This window comes from Kitasatospora sp. NPDC059571, assembly GCF_042735675.1.
Classification (GTDB): Bacteria; Actinomycetota; Actinomycetes; order Streptomycetales; family Streptomycetaceae; genus Kitasatospora.
In genome coordinates this window covers 1-17,155 of record NZ_JBHWBW010000139.1, presented here as the reverse complement: position 1 = coordinate 17,155, position 17,155 = coordinate 1, and the positions used below count along the sequence as shown (strand labels likewise).

Below are 17,155 nucleotides of genomic sequence, written 5' to 3'. Positions count from 1 at the left end.
CGCCGGCTCCGGGTCAGCGCTTCGGAGCTGCGGACGCGGCGAGCTGGCCGAGCATCTCCTCCATGGACTCCTGCGCGGGCCGGTAGCGCACGCCCAGCTCGCGTCGGCTCTTGGTCGTGTCGCTGCGGAGGTCGAAGCCGATGTTGCGGCGCACGTATGCGCGGGGGAGTCCGATCACCGGCGCGAGGGCGACTGCGAGGGGTTTGGGAACCGCCCGGCGCGGCAGCCCGAAGGTGGCTCCGTAGGCGGGAAGCAGCCGGCGGCCGAGGTCGACGATGTCGGTGGTCTCCGCCACGACGAGGTGCCGGCCTTCAGCCTCGGGGAGGAAGGCGGCCGCCAGGTGTGCGTACGCGACCTCGCGGACGTCCACGACGGCCAGGGCGATGCGGGGTGCGCCGAAACGCGCCTCGCCACTGGCCATCTGCCGTGCGATGGCGAAGCTCTCGCTGGTGGGGTCGGGGTTGAGCGAGGGGCCGATCACCAGGCCGGGATTGACGGTGACCAGGCGCCAGCGGTCCTGGCTCCGGGCGATCCGCCAAGCTTCCCGCTCGGCGAGGGTCTTGGAGTAGCTGTAGGGCTCGTGAGTCAGTGACGAGGTGGTGTTCCAGGTCTCCTCGGTGACGATCCGGCCGGGGAGCCGCCGGATGTCCTGGGCATCGCCGACCATCGCGGCCATCGAACTGGTGAGCACGACCCGCTCGACGCTCGCGACCTCTGTCGCCGTCTCCAGTACGTTGCGGGTGCCGCGCACGGCCGGGTCGACGAGGTCACGCTGCGGATCGCGGACCGTCCGTGCGAACGGCGAGGCCGTGTGGATCACGATCCGGCAGTCCTGCATGGCCTCGCGGTACGAGCCGTCCTGCAGCAGGTCTGACGCGAACAGGCGCAACGTGCCGGGCGAGGCGTCGGCGAGGAGGTGTTGCACCTTGTCGGTGTTGTGCGGGTCGCGGACCGCGGCGTGGACCGTGGCCCCGGCGTCGAGCAGGCTCTTCACGATCCAGCCGGCGACGTAACCGGTGGCTCCGGTGACCAGGACCGGCGCACTTGTGTCGACGGGCAGGTCACCGAGGTCGACTCGGGTGTCCATGGAGTTCCTTTCGCTCTCTGCGCCGCGCGCAGGTGCCTCGGCTGGCCGGGTGGTTCGCATGGGCAGAAGCACATGGCGGTGATCCCCGCAGGCATCTCTGCCGCGACGATCACCGCCCTGTGCATCACCCGTCCGAGCGATCAGCCGTACGACGTCTGCTCAGTCGTTGACGAGGATGATCTTGCCGATGTGCCCGCCCGCCTCCATGAGGCGGTGCGCCTCAGCGGCGTCGGAGAGGGGGAGGGTGCGGTCGACGACGAGCTCGACGGTGCCGTCCTCGATCAGCGGCCAGACCCACTCGCGCACCTCGGAGATGATCGCCGCCTTGTCGGCGGCGGCGCGGGTGCGCAGGGTGGTCCCGTGGACGGAGGCGCGCTTGAAGACCAGCTCGGCGAGGTTGAGCGGGGCTTCGAGGCCGTTCTGCAGGCCGATGATGACCAGGCGTCCGTCGGGGGCCAGGGAGCTGACGTTGCGCTGGAGGTACTCGCCGCCGATGACGTCGAGGATGATGTCGTAGGGGCCGTGGTCGGCGAAGTTCTCGGTGCGGTAGTCGATGGTGACGTCGGCGCCCAGCTCCCGTGCGCGGGCGGCCTTCTCGGGGCCGCCGACGGTGGTGACGACGCGGGCGCCCAGCGCCTTGGCGATCTGGATGGCGGCGGTGCCGATGCCGCCGGCGCCGCCGTGGACGAGGAGGGTCTCGCCGTGCTCGAGGCGGGCGGTCATGACGAGGTTGGACCAGACGGTGGCGACGGCCTCGGGCAGGGCGGCCGCCTCGACGAGGCTGACGCCCTTGGGGACGGGGAGGAGTTGGCCCTCGGGGACGGCGACCTTCTGGGCGTAGCCGCCGCCGGTGAGCAGGGCGCAGACCTCGTCGCCGATGCTCCAGCCGGTGACGCCCTCGCCGATGGCGCTGATGCGTCCCGAGGCCTCCAGCCCGGGGTAGGGGGAGGTGCCGGGAGCGAGGGGGTAGAGGCCCCAGCGCTGCATGATGTCGGCCCGGTTGAGGGCGGTGGCGGCCACGTCGATGACGACTTCGCCCGCCGCGGGGGTCGGGTCCTCGACGTCGGTCCACTCCAGAACCTCAGGGCCGCCGAATTCCTTGATCGTGATTGCCTTCATGGTGCAAGTCCGTTCGCATGAGCAAGCCAATGTTTGCACTGCACACATTAGGGCGCCGGAGTATGCAGTGTCAACATTGCTCTTGCTGAGCAATGCTCAGCAGGCTAGGGTTGCAATCATGATCGCCACGGCCGCACCGGCACGCCAACGCCTGAAGCCCGAGGAGCGCCGGACGCAGCTGATCAACATCGGCCTGCGGCTGCTCACCACCCGGCCCATCCACGAGATGTCGATCGACGAGGTGGCCGCCGAGGCTGGCATCTCCCGCGGCCTGCTGTTCCGCTACTTCCCCACCAAGCGCGACTACTACGTCGCGGTGGTGGAGGCGGCCGGGCGCCGACTGCTGCGGCACGCCAAGGCGCCGGAGGAGGGAACTGCGGCGGAGCGGGTGCGCGGGATCGTCGAGGGCTTCGTGTCGTTCGTCCAGCGCCGAAAGGGCAACTACGTGGCCCTGGTGCGAGCCGGCGCGGGCGGCGACGAACGGGTGCTGGAGGTCTTCGAGGACAACCGCCGCACCCTCACCGGCCGCGTCCTGGACGCCGCCGGCGTCCTGGACCCCACACCGCTGCACCGGCTCGCCGTGCGCGGCTGGCTGGCCATGGCGGAGGAGATGGCCATCGGGGCCACCGGCGACGTCGTCACCACGGACGACCTGGTCAACCTGCTGGTCGGCAACCTGGAGCAGGTCATGGACCGGTTCACCGCCAGCGATCGCTGAAAAATCCGCCGGACGCCCCGCGTCCGGCACCCGTCCCCTTCAACTACTGAGCATTGCTCGACAAGGTGGGAGCACATGGACTTCGGACACTCGGCCCGGGCGCGCGAGTACATCGAGCGGATGGAAGCGTTCATGGCCGCGGAGGTCCTGCCCCGCGAGCAGGAGTACTACACCGAGCTTCGGGCCCAGGACGATCGCTGGACGTCGGTCCCACCGGTGATCGAGGAGCTGAAGGCCAACGCCAGGGCCGCGGGCCTATGGAACCTCTTCCTCCCCGACACCGTCCACGGCGCGGGCCTGACCAACGTCGAGTACGCCCCGCTCGCCGAACTGATGGGACGCTCGCTGATCGCCCCGGAGATCTTCAACTGCAACGCTCCCGACACCGGCAACGCCGAGGTGCTGCTGCACTACGGCAGCGGCGAGCAGCGCAGCCGCTGGGTGGAGCCGCTGCTGCGCGGCGAGATCCGCTCGGCCTTCTGCATGACCGAACCGGACGTCGCCTCCTCCGACGCCGCCAACATGGCGGCCACCGCCACCGTGGACGGGGACACCGTCGTCCTCAACGGCCGCAAGTGGTGGAGCACCGGCATCGGGCACCCGGACTGCCGGTTCGTCATCTTCATGGGCCTGACCGACCCCCAGGCGCCTCGCCACGCCCGGCACTCCATGGTCCTCGTTCCCCTGGACACCCCGGGCGTGCGCATCGAGCGGATGCTGCCGGTGTACGGCTACCTCGACGAACCCTACGGCCACGGCGAGGTGACCTTCACCGACGTCAGGCTGCCGCTGAGCGCCGTGATCGCCGGCCCCGGCCGGGGCTTCGAGATCGCCCAGGGCCGGCTCGGCCCCGGGCGCATCCACCACTGCATGCGGCTGATCGGACTGGCCGAGCGCGCACTGCAGCTGGCCTGCGAGCGGTCCCTGTCCCGCACGGCCTTCGGGAAGCCGCTCGCCAACCTCGGCGGCAACCGCGAGCGGCTGGCCCGGGCCAGGATCGCGATCAACCAGGCACGTCTCCAGGTCCTGCACGCCGCATGGCTGCTGGACACCGCCGGAGCGTTCGGCGCCATCAGCGAGCTGTCCCAGGTCAAGGCGGCCGTCCCGGCGATGGCCTGCGACGTGATCGACATGGCCATCCAGCTCCACGGCGGAGCAGGCCTGTCCGACGACTTCCCGCTGGCCGGCGCGATGGCCGCCGCCCGCGCGCTGCGCCTGGCGGACGGCCCCGACGAAGTGCACCTCGGAGTCGTCGCCCGGGTCGAACTGCGGGGCCACACCCGGGACGCGGCATGACCGGCCAGGAGCGGAAGGAGCAGGTGAGGACGCCGTGACCGCACGGAGAAGAATCCTTGTCACCGGGGCGAGTTCGGGACTGGGGGAGGGCATGGCGCGCGCCTTCGCCGCCCGCGGCCGGGACCTGGCGCTCTGCGCCCGCCGGACCGACCGGCTGGAGGCACTGCGCGAGGAACTGCTCGCCGCCCACCCGGGCATCACCGTCTCGGTGCGCAGCCTGGACGTCAACGACCACCAGCAGGTCTTCGAGGTGTTCCGCGCCCTGAACACGGACCTGGGTGGCCTGGACCGGGTCGTCGTCAACGCGGGCCTGGGGAAGGGGCGTCCGATCGGCACCGGCCGTTTCGACGCCAACCTCCAGACCGCGCAGACCAACTTCACCGCCGCGCTCGCCCAGTGCGAGGCCGCCATGGAGATCTTCCGCGCCCAGCGCTCCGGCCACCTCGTGGTCGTCTCCTCGATGAGCGCGATGCGAGGCCTGCCACACAATCTCACCACGTACGCGGCCAGCAAGGCCGGCGTCTCGGCGCTGGCCGAGGGCATCCGCGCCGAGATGCTCCAGACCCGCACGCCGATCGCCGTCACCACCCTCCACCCCGGCTACATCGCCACCGACTTGAGCGCGGGGGCGGCGAAGACACCGATGATGACCTCCACCGAGAAGGGGGTGCGGGCCATGGTGCGCGCCATCGAACGCGAACCCGCCGAGGCGAAGGTCCCCGCGTGGCCCTGGGTGCCGGTGGGATTCCTCCTGCGCCACCTCCCGCTGCGGCTCGTGACCAAGGTGAGCTGATGAACGACACCGACCAGCGCGCCGTCCGGGCTGAGGACGCCTTCGACACCGACCGGGTGCACACCTGGCTGACCGGGCAGGTGGACGGACTCGCCGGCCCGCCCCCCGAGGTCGTCCAGTTCACCGGCGGCGCGTCCAACCTCACCTACCTGCTGCGCTACCCGCACCTGGGCAGAGAACTGATCCTGCGCCGCCCGCCGGCCGGGAAGAAGGCGGCCTCCGCGCACGACATGGCCCGCGAGTACCGCCTCCAGCAGGCGCTCAAGCCCGCGTTCCCGCTCGTGCCCACCGTCCGGGCCCTGTGCCAGGACCCGGCCGTTCTCGGCAGCGACTTCTACGTCATGGACCGGGTGCCCGGTCTCATCCTCCGCGGCAAGCTCCCCGCCGGCATGACCCTGCCGCCTGCCGACGCCAGGGCACTTTCGGAGGCATTCGTCGACTCCCTGACCGACCTGCACCGGGTCGATGCCGCCGCCGCGGGACTGACCGACCTCGGCAAGGGCGAGGGCTACGTCCGCCGCCAGGTCGAGGGCTGGACCCGCCGCTACGAGCAGGTGCGCACCTGGAACACGCCCGGCTTCCGCCGGGTGACGGCCTGGCTCGGCGAGCACCAACCCGACGACGTGGCCCTGTGTGTCGTCCACAACGACTGGCGCCTGGACAACCTCGTCCTCGACGAGCACGACCTGCACGTCACCGGCGTCCTGGACTGGGAACTGGCCACGATCGGCGACCCGCTGATGGACCTCGGCAGCGCCCTCGCCTACTGGGTGCAGGCCGACGACGGGCGGATGGCCCGCGCGATGCGCCGCCAGCCCAGCCATCTGCCCGGCATGCTCACACGCGCCGAGATCGTCGAGCGGTACTGCGACCGGATGGGCCTTCCCGCGGACAACTGGCCCTTCTACGAGGTCTTCGGCCTCTTCAGGCTCGCCGTGATCGCCCAGCAGATCTACTACCGCTACCACCACAAGCAGACCCGCAACCCCGCCTTCCGGCACCTCTGGCTGGCTGTCAACTACCTCGACCGGCGGTGCCGGTCGACCATCCGCCGAGCCGGTCGAGGCTGACCGAAGGGAGTGCCCCGTGCCGCTGATCTGTCTGGTCCGCCACGGCCAGGCGTCCGCCGATGCCGAGGACTACGACGCCCTGTCCGACCTGGGCCGGGCCCAGGCCGCCGCCGTCGGCCAGGAACTCGTCCGCCGCGGCCTGCGCGATCCGTACCTGGTGTCCGGCACCCTGAACCGCCAGCGCGACACAGCGCGACTGCTCGCGGAGACGGCCGGGTACACCCGGCCGGTCCACGAGGACGCGCGCTGGAACGAGTACGACCACGAGGCGCTGCTGGACCGCTACGCCAAACCCGCGCAGGGCGCCGCCTCCCTCCAAGAGCTGATCGACCAGGCACTGGCGGCGTGGATGGCGGACGCCACCATGGCCGACAACGGATCCTGGGCCGACTTCGAGGCCACGGCGACGGCTGCCTTCGCCGAGCTGACCGCATCCCTTCAGCGGGGCCGCGACGCGGTCGTGGTCACCTCGGCCGGTCCGCTCTCCGCGCTCTGCGGCGCGCTGCTGTCCCTGCCGCCGGCAGGAGTCGTCTCACTCCACCGCGTGGCCGTCAATGCTTCCGTCACCACTTTGGCGGTGGGCGGGGCCGGGGCCAGTCTCCTGACGTTCAACGAGCACGCCCACTTCACCGGCGACCGGAGCCAGCTGCGCACCTACCGCTGAAACCCAGCCCCCGTTCGGTCCCGGAGCCAGCCGCACGGCGGCAGCAGCCGGCCGGACCACCGTGGCCGGCGGCGACCGCCGCGCCCTGCCGGATGGCCGTCCCAGGTCGCGGGGGGGGGGGGCGCGGGCGCCCCCCCCCTCCGCCTGTGGACGCCACGGCGCGCCGATTCGCGGGACGGACTGCGGCAGTCCGTCCCGCGCTCTTCCCCACCTCACTGCACTCCCCATCGCCGAGCCGTCGAGCGGGACAAACCGCAGGGACTGCGGGGGAGTGTCAGACCTTGACCGGCTCCGCCTCCGCCGGGGAGGCGCTGAGGAGCGCCTGGACGGCGGCGTGGACCTGGCCGGAGACCACCTCGGGGGTGGAGGCGTCCAGCTTTCCGTCCAGGTGGAGGAAGGCCAGGCCGTGGACGACGGCCCACACGGCGGTGGACAGGGCCTCCGGGTCGGAATTGGGGAAGACGCCGTGGACGATGCCGCGGACGTACTCCCAGATGGCGGCGGTCGCCGCGACCCGCTCCTCGTTCGTCGGGTCGCAGGGCTCGGCGAACATCACCCGGAACATCGGCGGACGCTCCAGCGCGAACCGCACGTAGGCGACCGCGACTTCTGCCAGGTCCTCGGGCGTGCGCGGCGAGGGGTGCGCGGCCGCCAGGTGGTCGGCGAGCTCGACGTAGCCCTCCGCGGCGACCGCGGAGACGAGCGCGTCACGGTCCGCGTAGTGGCGATACGGGGCGGTCGGGGACACGCCCGCCCGCCGCGCCACGGCCCGCAGGGACAGGCCCGCGCTGCCGTCCTCCTCGAGAAGCTCCCGAGCGGCACGCACGCACGCAGCGCGCAGATCGCCATGGTGGTACGAGGCATTCGTCTGTGTCATGGGTCACCCTCTCTGATGTTTGCACCGCCTACATTATTGCCCTAATGTAAACGCTGTACACATCCTAGTCGATGAAGAGGACGAATCAGATGGCCAGCGAACTGTTCACGCCGCTGCTCCTGGGCTCTGGGGCGGTGCTGACCAACCGGATCGCCAAGGCGGCCATGGAGGAGAACATGGCCGGCCCCGGCCAGCTCCCGGACAGGCAGCTGATCGGGCTGTACCGGCGCTGGGCCGCCGGCGGCACGGGACTGCTGATCACCGGCAACGTCATGGTCCATGCCGAGGCCCTGACCGGCCCCGCCGGCGTTGTCCTGGACGACGCCGCACCGTTGGAGCCATTCATCGAGTGGGCGAAGGCCGGCAAGTCCGGCGGCGGGGCGATCTGGATGCAGATCAACCACCCCGGCCGCCAGGTCGCCTCAGACATGCCCGGAGTCGTCTGGGGACCGTCGGACCTCGGCGTCGACCTGGGCAAGCACAGCGGCCGCTTCGGCCGCCCGAGCGCCATGACCGCGCAGCAGATCGACGCCACCGTACGGCGCTTCGCCGTCACGGCCGCGCGCGCCGAGCAGGCCGGATTCGACGGCGTCGAGATCCATGCCGCACACGGCTACCTGCTGTCGCAGTTCCTGTCACCGCTTGTCAACAAGCGCACCGACGCCTGGGGCGGATCCCTGGAAAACCGGGCCCGGATGCTCCTCGACACCGTCCGCGCCGTCCGCGCCGCCGTCTCGCCGACCTTCACCGTCGCCGTGAAGCTAAACTCCGCCGACTTCCAGCGCGGCGGATTCGACGCCAACGACGCCCGCCAGGTGATCGAGTGGCTGTCACTGCTCGACGTCGACGTGGTCGAGCTCTCCGGCGGCAGCTACGAGAGCCCCGCGATGACCGGCCGCTCCACCGACACCCGCACGCAGGCCCGCGAGGCGTACTTCCTCGAGCTGGCCAAGGAGCTGGTGAAGACCAGCCCCGTGCCGCTGATGCTCACCGGCGGCATCACCCGCCGCGCCACCGCCGACCAAGTCCTGGCCAGCGGCGTCGCGATCGTCGGCATGGGCACCGCCCTCGCCGTCACCCCCGACCTGCCCAACCGCTGGAAGAACGGCCGCGAAACCGACCGGCAGATGCGCCCGGTCACCTGGAAGGACAAGCCCCTCGCCTCCGCCGCGAGCATGGCCCAGGTCCGCCGCCAGCTGCGCCGCCTCGCCCGCGGCAGCGACCCGCGCCCCGGCATCCACCCGGCCATCGCCCTCGTCGCCGAGCAGCGGCAGCAGCGACAGGCCCTGCGCCGCTACCGCACCTGGCTGCCCACCCGGCTGAAGGCCGCCGCCGGGCACCGGCACCGGTAACCACGAGCTGCGAAGGCATCCCGGTCTCCCCCTCTGGCAGGCGGGCGGAGACCAGGATGCCTTCGCATACGCCGTACGCGACGGATTTCCGACCCGAGCGAGGAAGCGGGGGTGCCTCAGCGCCCTGCCTGCGTGCCGCGTGCCGCGGCGTCCAGGTAGCCGAGGAGGTCGTCGATGAGTTGCTCGGGGCTCGCATGACCCTTGCCGTCCGGCGAGAGGTGGCCCCGCCCAGCGCGCCGAACACCACGCCTCGTCCCTGCAGGCGAGTCTCGAGCAGCTGAAGGGCCTGCCGACCACCCTGGTCATCACCGACGAGGCCGACGTCCTGCGCGACGAGGGCGAGCAGTACGCCAACAGGCTCCGCGAGGCCGGCGTCGACGCCCTCAAGGCAGCACTCCACAACAACTGACCCGCACACTCGACACGGATGACGCCAGGTCCGCAGGCGCCCTCCTTGGCCCTCCGGACCAGGCCGAATGTGCCTTCGGGTCCATACAGCCGGCGGCTCTGCCCCGCAATCACCGGGAATGCCGTACAGGGGCTACGGGCATGGGCCAGGAGCGCCGCTCGTGGCCCGTCTCCGCCCAAATGTTGACGGTGCACACCATCGTTCCCTAATGTAGGCAGTGTAAACATTGGGCTGGTGAGTCTGGCGATCAAGCTCGAATGTCCGGCCCTTCTCGCGCGCCCCAGGGCGGCATCCAGCCGGAACGGAACGCATGATCACCGAACAGCTCACGTCGCAGACCGGGCGCAGCCCCGTACCGCGGGAGGCAGAAGGCCAGCGGTCGACAACCAGCGGATTCTGGATCGCGTCCGCCATGCTGTTCCTACTGATCGCCCAATCCGGTGTGCCGTCTCCGCTGTACCCGATCTACCAGCAGGAACTAGACCTCACCCCGGCGGCGACTACTGCGGTCTTATCGGTCTACATCTGCGGCCTGCTTCTCTCCCTCCCGACCGTAGGCGCACTGTCCGACCATGTGGGGCGGCGCCCCGTCATCGTTGCCTCAGCCGTGGTCTCCGTTGCCGCACTCGCGCTCTTCGCCAGCGCTGACAGCCTGACGGCCCTGCTCATCGCCCGTGCCCTTCAAGGCATCGCCGTGGGCGCCGGCATGGGTGCGGCCGGCGCGGCGATGATCGACCACGCACCTCCCGGCAGCGCCCGCCTGGCGGCAGTACTCAACGGAGCCCTCCCACCGGCCGGGCTCGCCGCCGGGGCCCTCGGCAGCGGCGTACTCGCACAGAACGCACCCGCTCCCACGGTGACCATCTACCTCGTCTGCGCAGTACTGATCTCCACAGTCGCCGTCCTGGCCCTTCGCCTGCGCGAGCACCGGAAGCGCGCACCCGTCACCTGGTCCACGTTGGCGCCGCGAGTGGCCGTCCCACGAGAGGTCCGACGCATCTTCGCCGTCGTCATCGGCTGCATGATCTCCAGCTGGGCGCTCGCGGGACTGTATCTCGGCATGGGCCCCACCATCCTGTCCAAGAGCCTCGGCGTCACCAGCCACATCGCCGCAGGCTTCGCCATCGCCCTCGTAACCGGCACCGGCGCCCTGACCGGCGTTCTCGGCCGCCGCCGCGATGCCTGGGACATCATGCTGATCGGAGCGGCGGCGCTCATCATCGGCCCCGCGCTCACGGTCAGCGCACTCGCCGCGCATTCCCCCTGGGGGTTCTACGCCAGCGCCCCAGTGGCCGGCATCGGCTTCGGCGCCGCCTTCCAGGGCGGCCTGCGCATGCTGCTGGCGGGGGCCCCCTCAGAAGGTCGGGCAGGCCTGCTGTCGGCCGTCTACCTGATCAGCTACACCGCCTTCGGCCTGCCTGCTGTCGTCGCCGGGATGCTCGTTCCTGCGCTGGGTCTTGTCCCCGTCGTCGAAGGCTACGCTGCCTTCGTTGTCCTGGTCTCCGCCGTCGCCCTCGCCCTGCAACGACTCATCGGCGGGAGGAGGCGGGGCGAGGAGATCGTCGCGGATGCAGCAGGGGCAGCCGAAGAACTCGCCTGACCACCACTGCCGGGCGGGGCTGCGCAGACCTCGCCCAGAAGGGGTGTCCCGAGGCGTGGCACAACCAGGCTGACGCTGAAGACGCACAGAGTCAGGGCCGTGGGCCCAGACGGACAGCGGTGCTCGGTCAGGGACACGCGTCTGGCAAAGGAAGGCTTGGTGGGCACCTGGCCACCTCGACTGTTGTCGCCGACGCCGGTCGGCATCCCTCTGACCGCAGCTCAACTGCCAGCTCATCGCAGGCCGGCCGCGTTCGGGGGTCCGCGGCCGGCCCGTCTCGATCCAGCGTGCTCCATGCCCCCGGGTAGCGCGCGACGGATACTCCGCCCGGGGTCGTGTGCGGAAGCGAGGCGCTGATGAGCAGCCCGGGTTCCCGCTCCAGGGCTCATTCCGTCCGGTTCACGGTGCCCAGGACAGAGCGCCATCGGAGCCTGCCAACCGAGTGCCCGAGCGCCTCTCGGCGCGCCGAGAGGCCATCAGACCGTGCGTGACCTGAACATTCCATCCTGGCGGACCGTCAGAATCGAATGACGGCCGCACACAATGAGGCCGGACTCGCCCTGGCGGCATCGACTGGGCCACCTTCGGCTACGAAGGCAACGACATCGTCGTCGCCGGCACCGGCACCGGATTCGAGAGTCTCCCTGGCGCACTCCCCGACGACGCGCCGATGTACGCCTACTGCCGCGTGGACATTCCGACGGAGGAGACGACGAGGACCAGGTTCGTCCTGATCTCGTGGGTCGGAGAGGGGACCTCACCGATGAAGAAGGGCAAGGTCAGCGTCGACAAGCCCGCACTCAAGGCCGTCATCAAGGACGTCACGATCGAGATCGCGACCTCCGACCGGGACGACCTCACCCAGGACAAGGTCATCCAGAAGGTGCGCTCCGCTAACTACTGACCCGGCTAGCTAGCCGCCGCGATCCTGATCGCCTGCCCCGGACCCGGGACGGCCCCCGAGGTCAGCTGGTGTAGACACCGCCGCCGTGGATGTCGATGCACGCCCACGCCTGCGGAGTGTCTGTGAAGGACCCGCACAGCCGCCCCCAGGACACCTGGATGTCGGTCCACTCCGCGGTGATCTTCCCGCGACGACCGCACCCAGCCCATCGACCGGGCTCACGACGAGGAACAGCACCTCGCCCGCCTGCTCCTGGCCGCCGCCTGGTTCGAGATCGCCCTCCGCAGCCCGTTCGGCTTCACCTACACCCCGCTGTTCCTCGCCGCGACCGAAGCTCCGCAGGACTTCACCCTCCAACGCCTCCTCGACCTGCCTCACCCCGATCTCGTCGCCGACCTCCTCGCCCAGCTCTACGCCGCCGCCGATAGCCCCCTCGCCGACCTGCGCGCCACCACCAAGACCCCGCAGTGCACCAGCGGGCCGGCACGCCCCCATGCTCTCGGTCCGGCACCCCGCGCCTGTGCGCCGGGACGTGGATCAGTCGGTGTCGGCCGGGGTCTGGTCGCCGCCCGCGGCGGACTTGATACCGAGTTTGGTCTCGGCGGTGGTCCAGTCGGTGGCGATGGCCTGCTGGGCGGCGGCGAGGGTGACCTGGTTCTTGCAGATCGCGGTGTGCAGGTGCGTCTCGACGCTGTCCTTCGGGTTGTTCGGGCCCTTCCCGGCGACGTGGCCGGGGGACGGCGGCTCGACCCACAGGTTGCGGGGGTCGTTGGGGTCGCCGCCGAGCTGCAGGCTGATCAGGTGGTCGTACTCGGCGTCGCCCATGGGGCCGGTGTATCCGTAGGAGGCGGCGTTGCCCGTCTTCTCCTTGTTGGTGATGTTGACCGGGGGGCGGATGGTGGAGGTGTAGCCGCCGGTCTTGCAGATCGTCTGGGCGAGGGTGGCCTGGGTGACGGCGGGGCTGGTCGCGCCGGGCGTGCAGACGGGGTCGGGCAGCGGCTGCTTCGCGGCGGTGTACCGGAAGTGGCAGGTACCGGGCGCGGGCTGCGCCTGCGCCGTGTAGGTGCTCTTGGGGCCCGGGCCGACCGGGATTGCCACCTGGCCGCCGGAGGCGGCGGGCGGGGGCGCCGCCGCGTCGCCGCCCGGCTTCCCGCTCTTTGCCGGCGTGCAGCCGGAAGCTGCGAGCAGTGCCGCCGCGGCGAGGGCCAGGGCGCAACGAGCCGTGAGCTGCACGGACTCCTCCGAATCGTCAGGAACACCAGGTAGGGGCAGGGGCACCCACTCACGGTGCGCGCGGGCGCGTGTCCTGCCGAGCGGACCTTACCCTCACGGACCCGGACCGATGTGACGGCCCGTACGACCGGCAGGTGCGTGTGCGCGGTGTCACGGGACAGCACCCGGGCGGCTGGGCCCGGGCTGCACGGACGCAGTCCGTCCGGCAGCCGGCGCGTGCTCCCGCCTGCCGGGCCGCCACCGCTGCGACGGCCGTCACGGGGGAAGTGGCGGGACGAGTAATCGCGCCCTGCTCGACGACGTCGCCTCTCCCGGCCCGGGCCGCCCTCTACTCCCCCGGAGCGGCTGGCGAGGAGTGGCCGACCGGGGCGAAGGCTGCACCGCGCTCTGCGGGGACCGGCGCCCGGGCCCTCCTGTGCAGGGGGTCGGCGGTGCCTGCCGTCCTCCGCCGCGTGCTGGACTGCCTGTCAGAAACGGGGTGGCAATGTGGAGTTCATGTCACAGGTCTACCCGCGTAGGCCCGGGGTGCGCTGTCATGGGGATTGCCCGGTTCCGCGTCGCCCCGACCCCCATGGAGGCCCCCCGATGCGTGCCCTGCCCCGAACCCTGACCAGTGCTGCCGGCGTCCTGGCGCTGACCGCTGCCGCCCTCGTGGTCGGTACCGCCGGTACGGCCCAGGCCGCGACCTGCTCGCAGTCCTACCTGCCGCTGCCGGACCCGTCCTGCACCCCGGGCGCGTACAACCCGGACGTGACCCAGTCCACGATCGGCTCCACGATCTGCGTCTCCGGGTGGACGACCACGGTCCGGCCGCCGACGTCCTACACCAACCCGCTCAAGGCCCAGGGCATCATCGACTACGGCTACAGCGACACCAGCATGGCCGACTACGAGGAGGACCACCTCGTCCCCCTCGAGCTCGGCGGCGCACCCCGCGACCCGGGCAACCTGTGGCCCGAGCCCCACTACGGCACCAAGACCGCCTACACCAAGGACGGCGTCGAGGCGAAGCTGAAGAACGCCGTCTGCGCCGGCACCATCACCCTGTCGGCCGCCCGCAGCGCGATCCGCACCAACTGGACCACCGCCCTCCAGGTCACCGGCATCGGCTGACCGCCCGCCGAAAGGGACAGCCCGACCCCCAGCCCGGGGCCGGGCACGGCCCCGCACAGCCGGCACCCCGTAGCGGTCGCGCCGCAGCCCCACCGGCGCGCTACTGCCCCCGGTCCCGATCTGGTGGGCCGCCCCCGTCTTCGGCTGCTCAGCACGCCGCCGTGCAGGCGGGCATCGGCCGGGCCCGCTCGTCCTGATCCGGAGTCGCCAGCCCGTTGAGGGCCCGGCCGCCGGTGAGCTGCTGCGCCGGCAGCTCGTCCACGGCGCCGAGCCAGCCACCGGTCCCGCCTCTGGAGCACACATCTGCCCTTCGCTGACCGCCGGGCAGGGCGGTATTGGCACCGGCGCGTGTGAGTGCATTAGTTGTGCTGGGCATCGTCGCCCCCCCGTAAGCCGCGTACGGCCACGGCAGCTGCGCAACGTTCGGCTGGGGCTTGTTCGGCGAGGGTGCTGGGGAGGTGGGCGGCGGCGGGCACGAAGCTGCGGCCTGCCGTCAGTCGGCGGCCGGCGCGTACAGGCCGCGGCCGGTGCGCTGAACGCGGCCAGCCTTGGTGAGGCGCTCCAGCGTGGTGCGGACCGCATCCACTGCGCCGTTCTGACCGTCCAGCCCGAGCCGGCTGCTCACCTCCCCGGCCCGCAGCGGCCCTTCGCTCCCGGCGAGGACGTCCAGCACCTTGGACGCGTCGGTCAGCCGCCGACGGCCCGCCACCGACCTGGCGGGTGCCGTCCCGCCCTTCGCAGCCGGGTGCGCATCGTCAGCCGGTGCTGCCGTGGGCGTGGCCTTCTTGCGTGCGGCCGTCTTCTTCACAGGAGCGGCCGCCTGCTCCTCGAGGTCCGCCGACCCTGCACCGCCGGCGGCCGGCTTCCCCGCTGCCTTCGTCGCCGTCTTCTTTGCGGCGGTCGTCTTGCGGGCTGAAGTCTCCTCCACTGCGGCCTTCGCAGGCGCGGCCTTCCGCGCGGAAGCGCGCTTGGCCACGGGCCGGGCCTTGGCCGGCCGGGCCGCCGCGGCCGCACCGTCCACCGCCTCCCCGCCAGCCTCCGGTGCCGGTGCCGGTGCCGGCGGCGACGTCCCGAACCGCGGCGGGCAGCCCGCCCGGGACGACCGAAGGTGCTGGTTCCCCGATCGGCACGCCGACCAGGGCATCCAGACGATGTCCGCATCCACCGCCTGCGGCTGCTGCTGGCGGGGACGACCCCGGCCGCCGAGGGGGTCCGGGCCTCCGACGCGGCCCGCACCCGCGCCTGGGCGTTGCGCGGCCAGGCCTGCGCGGAAGCGGCCTGACAGGCCGCCGGGCGGCGCCACCTGCTAGAGGGCCCGCGCAGCCTGGCCCGACCCCTGCCGGGGCCTGGCCGAAGAACACAGGCGGCTCCCGGACGGCAATGGCGAATGCCCCGGGAGCCGTGGTCATCATCTCCTCTCGGGGGCGGCACGGGTGGCGGGAGCGGCAAGCCGGGGCGGGCGCGGCACGACCGGTGGGACCCGCCGCAGGGAGCCTCCACCGTTTCCGGCAAACCGTCACATACCGTGACGCCGAGGAGTGGTGGGCCGCCCGGCCGGCGTTGCTGGCTGCACTAGAGCGGCGCCCCGCCGCTGCCCTGTCGATGTCGTCTCGGTTCGTGGCCGCGTCGCGCGGATCCGGCTCGGCCGGTGAGCAAGGCCTCGGGCGAGGCGTCGACCCCGCTCTCCAGGGAGGCATGACAACGTGCAGAGATTCACCCGTCTCGCCGTGGCCGTCGCGACGGTCGCGATGGTCACCGTGTCCGTCCCGTCCGCCGCAGCCGTGGCACGCGACGGCGGGGGTCAGCAGTCCGGTGGCCGTCATGCGGTCTTCGTCCAGACCGACGACCCGGCCGGCAATCAGATCGTCGCCTACCGCCGCGCGGACGACGGACGCCTGACGAAGGCCGGCACCTATGACACACGGGGCCTGGGAGGGGTGCTGGACGGGTCGGTCGTGGACCATCTGGCATCGCAGGGTTCCCTGACCTACGACCCGGGCCACGCCCTGCTTTATGCCGTGAACGCGGGGAGCGACTCGGTCTCGGTCTTCTCGGTGGACAGCGACCGGCTGCACCTGCGGCAGGTCGTCGGCTCCGGCGGGCGGTTCCCGGTGAGCGTCGCGGTGCACGGCGACGTCGTGTACGTGCTCAACGCCCTGGACGGCGGATCGGTCCAGGGCTACACCGTCCGCGACGGCCGCCTCGTGGCCAGGGCCGGGTGGAACCGCTCCCTGGGTCTCGATCCGAACGCGACGCCGCAGTTCACCAACACCCCGGGGCAGGTCGGTTTCACCGGCGACGGCGATCAGCTGGTCGTCACCACCAAGGCGAACGGCAGCAACCTCCTGGTCTTTGGCCTCGCCCGCTCCGGCGCCCCGGCCGGCTCGCCCGTGGTCACGAACCTGCCGGGGACCGTCCCGTTCGCGTTCGTTCCCAACGGCCGGCACGGCCTGTTCCTGGCCGAGGCCGGGCCGAACGCCGTGGCCACGATGACGGTCCACCGCGACGGCACCGTGTCCCAGGAGTCCGTCGCACCCACCGGGCAGGCCGCCACCTGCTGGATCGCCGCCGCCCGCGACTACCTCTACGCCTCGAACGCCGGCAGCGCGAGCGTCAGCGGCTTCCGCGCGTCCGAGAGCGGCCGCCTGACCGCACTGGGCAACACGACGACCGATCCCGGCACCGTGGATGCCTCGGCTTCGCCGGACGGGCGCTACCTCTACGTCCAGACCGGCGCCCATGGCGTCGTCGACGAGTTCGCCGTCGGCCGTGACGGCTCCCTCGCCTCGTTGGGTTCCGAAACGGTGCCCGGCGCCGTGGGTGGGGAGGGGATCGTCGCCGTTTGACCCGCGCCGCACTCCGATGGCCGCGGCCCCCCCCCCCCGGGGCCCGGCCGGGGGGGGCGGGGGGGCCCCCCCCC

15 protein-coding genes and 1 pseudogene are annotated in these 17,155 nt (G+C 71.7%); 11 read left to right on the top strand and 5 right to left on the bottom strand.

Features of this window, described 5'->3' with window-relative positions; translation table 11 throughout:
• Positions 1–13 precede the first annotated feature (13 nt).
• A complete protein-coding gene (locus ACFV0G_RS17805) occupies positions 14–1,087 on the bottom strand; it encodes an NAD-dependent epimerase/dehydratase family protein (RefSeq protein ID WP_380547953.1) in 1,074 nt (357 codons plus the stop codon).
• Positions 1,088–1,246: 159 nt separating this feature from the next.
• The gene (locus tag ACFV0G_RS17800) at positions 1,247–2,206 is read right to left on the bottom strand and encodes an NAD(P)H-quinone oxidoreductase (RefSeq protein WP_380547950.1); all 960 of its coding nucleotides are present in this window, start codon (positions 2,204–2,206) and stop codon (positions 1,247–1,249) included.
• A 118-nt stretch (positions 2,207–2,324) separates the two neighbouring features.
• Here ACFV0G_RS17800 and ACFV0G_RS17795 point away from each other — a divergent pair, with 118 nt between their 5' ends.
• From ACFV0G_RS17795 to ACFV0G_RS17775, 5 genes are all read left to right on the top strand, one after another.
• Positions 2,325–2,924, top strand: coding sequence for a TetR/AcrR family transcriptional regulator (locus tag ACFV0G_RS17795; protein ID WP_380547947.1), 600 nt, complete (start codon positions 2,325–2,327; stop codon positions 2,922–2,924).
• Between the two features lie 75 nt (positions 2,925–2,999).
• On the top strand, positions 3,000–4,220 hold the full coding sequence (locus ACFV0G_RS17790) for an acyl-CoA dehydrogenase family protein (protein ID WP_380547944.1): 1,221 nt from the start codon (positions 3,000–3,002) through the stop codon (positions 4,218–4,220).
• A gap of 34 nt (positions 4,221–4,254) precedes the next feature.
• The gene (locus ACFV0G_RS17785; protein ID WP_380547941.1) at positions 4,255–5,013 is read left to right on the top strand and encodes an SDR family oxidoreductase; all 759 of its coding nucleotides are present in this window, start codon (positions 4,255–4,257) and stop codon (positions 5,011–5,013) included.
• A complete protein-coding gene (locus ACFV0G_RS17780; RefSeq protein WP_380547938.1) occupies positions 5,013–6,083 on the top strand; it encodes a phosphotransferase family protein in 1,071 nt (356 codons plus the stop codon). Before ACFV0G_RS17785 ends, ACFV0G_RS17780 begins: the two co-directional genes overlap by 1 nt.
• A 16-nt stretch (positions 6,084–6,099) precedes the next feature.
• Complete coding sequence (locus ACFV0G_RS17775) at positions 6,100–6,747, top strand: histidine phosphatase family protein (protein ID WP_380547935.1); 648 nt, start codon at positions 6,100–6,102, stop codon at positions 6,745–6,747.
• A 274-nt stretch (positions 6,748–7,021) separates the two neighbouring features.
• Here ACFV0G_RS17775 and ACFV0G_RS17770 read toward each other — a convergent pair whose 3' ends face one another.
• Complete coding sequence (locus tag ACFV0G_RS17770) at positions 7,022–7,624, bottom strand: TetR/AcrR family transcriptional regulator (RefSeq protein ID WP_380547932.1); 603 nt, start codon at positions 7,622–7,624, stop codon at positions 7,022–7,024.
• A gap of 89 nt (positions 7,625–7,713) precedes the next feature.
• On the opposite strand from ACFV0G_RS17770, the gene ACFV0G_RS17765 reads away from it, so the two are divergent.
• The 4 genes and pseudogenes from ACFV0G_RS17765 (at position 7,714) to ACFV0G_RS17750 (ending at position 11,889) form a co-directional block, all read left to right on the top strand.
• A complete protein-coding gene (locus ACFV0G_RS17765) occupies positions 7,714–8,976 on the top strand; it encodes an NADH:flavin oxidoreductase/NADH oxidase family protein (protein WP_380547929.1) in 1,263 nt (420 codons plus the stop codon).
• 223 nt (positions 8,977–9,199) lie between these two features.
• Positions 9,200–9,355: pseudogene (locus tag ACFV0G_RS17760) on the top strand (alpha/beta hydrolase fold domain-containing protein); the annotation flags it as partial.
• Between the two features lie 340 nt (positions 9,356–9,695).
• Complete coding sequence (locus ACFV0G_RS17755; RefSeq protein WP_380547926.1) at positions 9,696–10,985, top strand: MFS transporter; 1,290 nt, start codon at positions 9,696–9,698, stop codon at positions 10,983–10,985.
• A 568-nt stretch (positions 10,986–11,553) separates the two neighbouring features.
• Complete coding sequence (locus ACFV0G_RS17750; RefSeq protein ID WP_380547957.1) at positions 11,554–11,889, top strand: coactosin family protein; 336 nt, start codon at positions 11,554–11,556, stop codon at positions 11,887–11,889.
• Positions 11,890–12,426: 537 nt separating this feature from the next.
• Here the strand turns inward: ACFV0G_RS17750 and ACFV0G_RS17745 are convergent.
• A complete protein-coding gene (locus tag ACFV0G_RS17745) occupies positions 12,427–13,122 on the bottom strand; it encodes a hypothetical protein (RefSeq protein ID WP_380547923.1) in 696 nt (231 codons plus the stop codon).
• Positions 13,123–13,707: 585 nt separating this feature from the next.
• Between ACFV0G_RS17745 and ACFV0G_RS17740 the strand changes: the two genes are divergently transcribed.
• Positions 13,708–14,235, top strand: coding sequence for a hypothetical protein (locus ACFV0G_RS17740; RefSeq protein WP_380547920.1), 528 nt, complete (start codon positions 13,708–13,710; stop codon positions 14,233–14,235).
• A 493-nt stretch (positions 14,236–14,728) separates the two neighbouring features.
• Here ACFV0G_RS17740 and ACFV0G_RS17735 read toward each other — a convergent pair whose 3' ends face one another.
• The gene (locus tag ACFV0G_RS17735; protein WP_380547917.1) at positions 14,729–15,163 is read right to left on the bottom strand and encodes a type IV toxin-antitoxin system AbiEi family antitoxin domain-containing protein; all 435 of its coding nucleotides are present in this window, start codon (positions 15,161–15,163) and stop codon (positions 14,729–14,731) included.
• Positions 15,164–15,938: 775 nt separating this feature from the next.
• Between ACFV0G_RS17735 and ACFV0G_RS17730 the strand changes: the two genes are divergently transcribed.
• Positions 15,939–17,081 (top strand): lactonase family protein, encoded by a 1,143-nt coding sequence (locus ACFV0G_RS17730; protein ID WP_380547914.1) that lies wholly within the window; start codon positions 15,939–15,941, stop codon positions 17,079–17,081.
• Positions 17,082–17,155: the final 74 nt, after the last annotated feature.

Excerpts from the sequence above, each read along its gene's own strand:
- ACFV0G_RS17795 (WP_380547947.1), top strand. The coding sequence starts at position 2,325 with ATGATCGCCACGGCCGCACCGGCACGCCAACGCCTGAAGCCCGAGGAG.
- ACFV0G_RS17805 (WP_380547953.1), bottom strand. The coding sequence starts at position 1,087 with ATGGACACCCGAGTCGACCTCGGTGACCTGCCCGTCGACACAAGTGCG.
- ACFV0G_RS17770 (WP_380547932.1), bottom strand. The coding sequence starts at position 7,624 with ATGACACAGACGAATGCCTCGTACCACCATGGCGATCTGCGCGCTGCG.
- ACFV0G_RS17780 (WP_380547938.1), top strand. The coding sequence starts at position 5,013 with ATGAACGACACCGACCAGCGCGCCGTCCGGGCTGAGGACGCCTTCGAC.
- ACFV0G_RS17765 (WP_380547929.1), top strand. The coding sequence starts at position 7,714 with ATGGCCAGCGAACTGTTCACGCCGCTGCTCCTGGGCTCTGGGGCGGTG.
- ACFV0G_RS17755 (WP_380547926.1), top strand. The coding sequence starts at position 9,696 with ATGATCACCGAACAGCTCACGTCGCAGACCGGGCGCAGCCCCGTACCG.
- ACFV0G_RS17740 (WP_380547920.1), top strand. The coding sequence starts at position 13,708 with ATGCGTGCCCTGCCCCGAACCCTGACCAGTGCTGCCGGCGTCCTGGCG.
- ACFV0G_RS17800 (WP_380547950.1), bottom strand. The coding sequence starts at position 2,206 with ATGAAGGCAATCACGATCAAGGAATTCGGCGGCCCTGAGGTTCTGGAG.
- ACFV0G_RS17790 (WP_380547944.1), top strand. The coding sequence starts at position 3,000 with ATGGACTTCGGACACTCGGCCCGGGCGCGCGAGTACATCGAGCGGATG.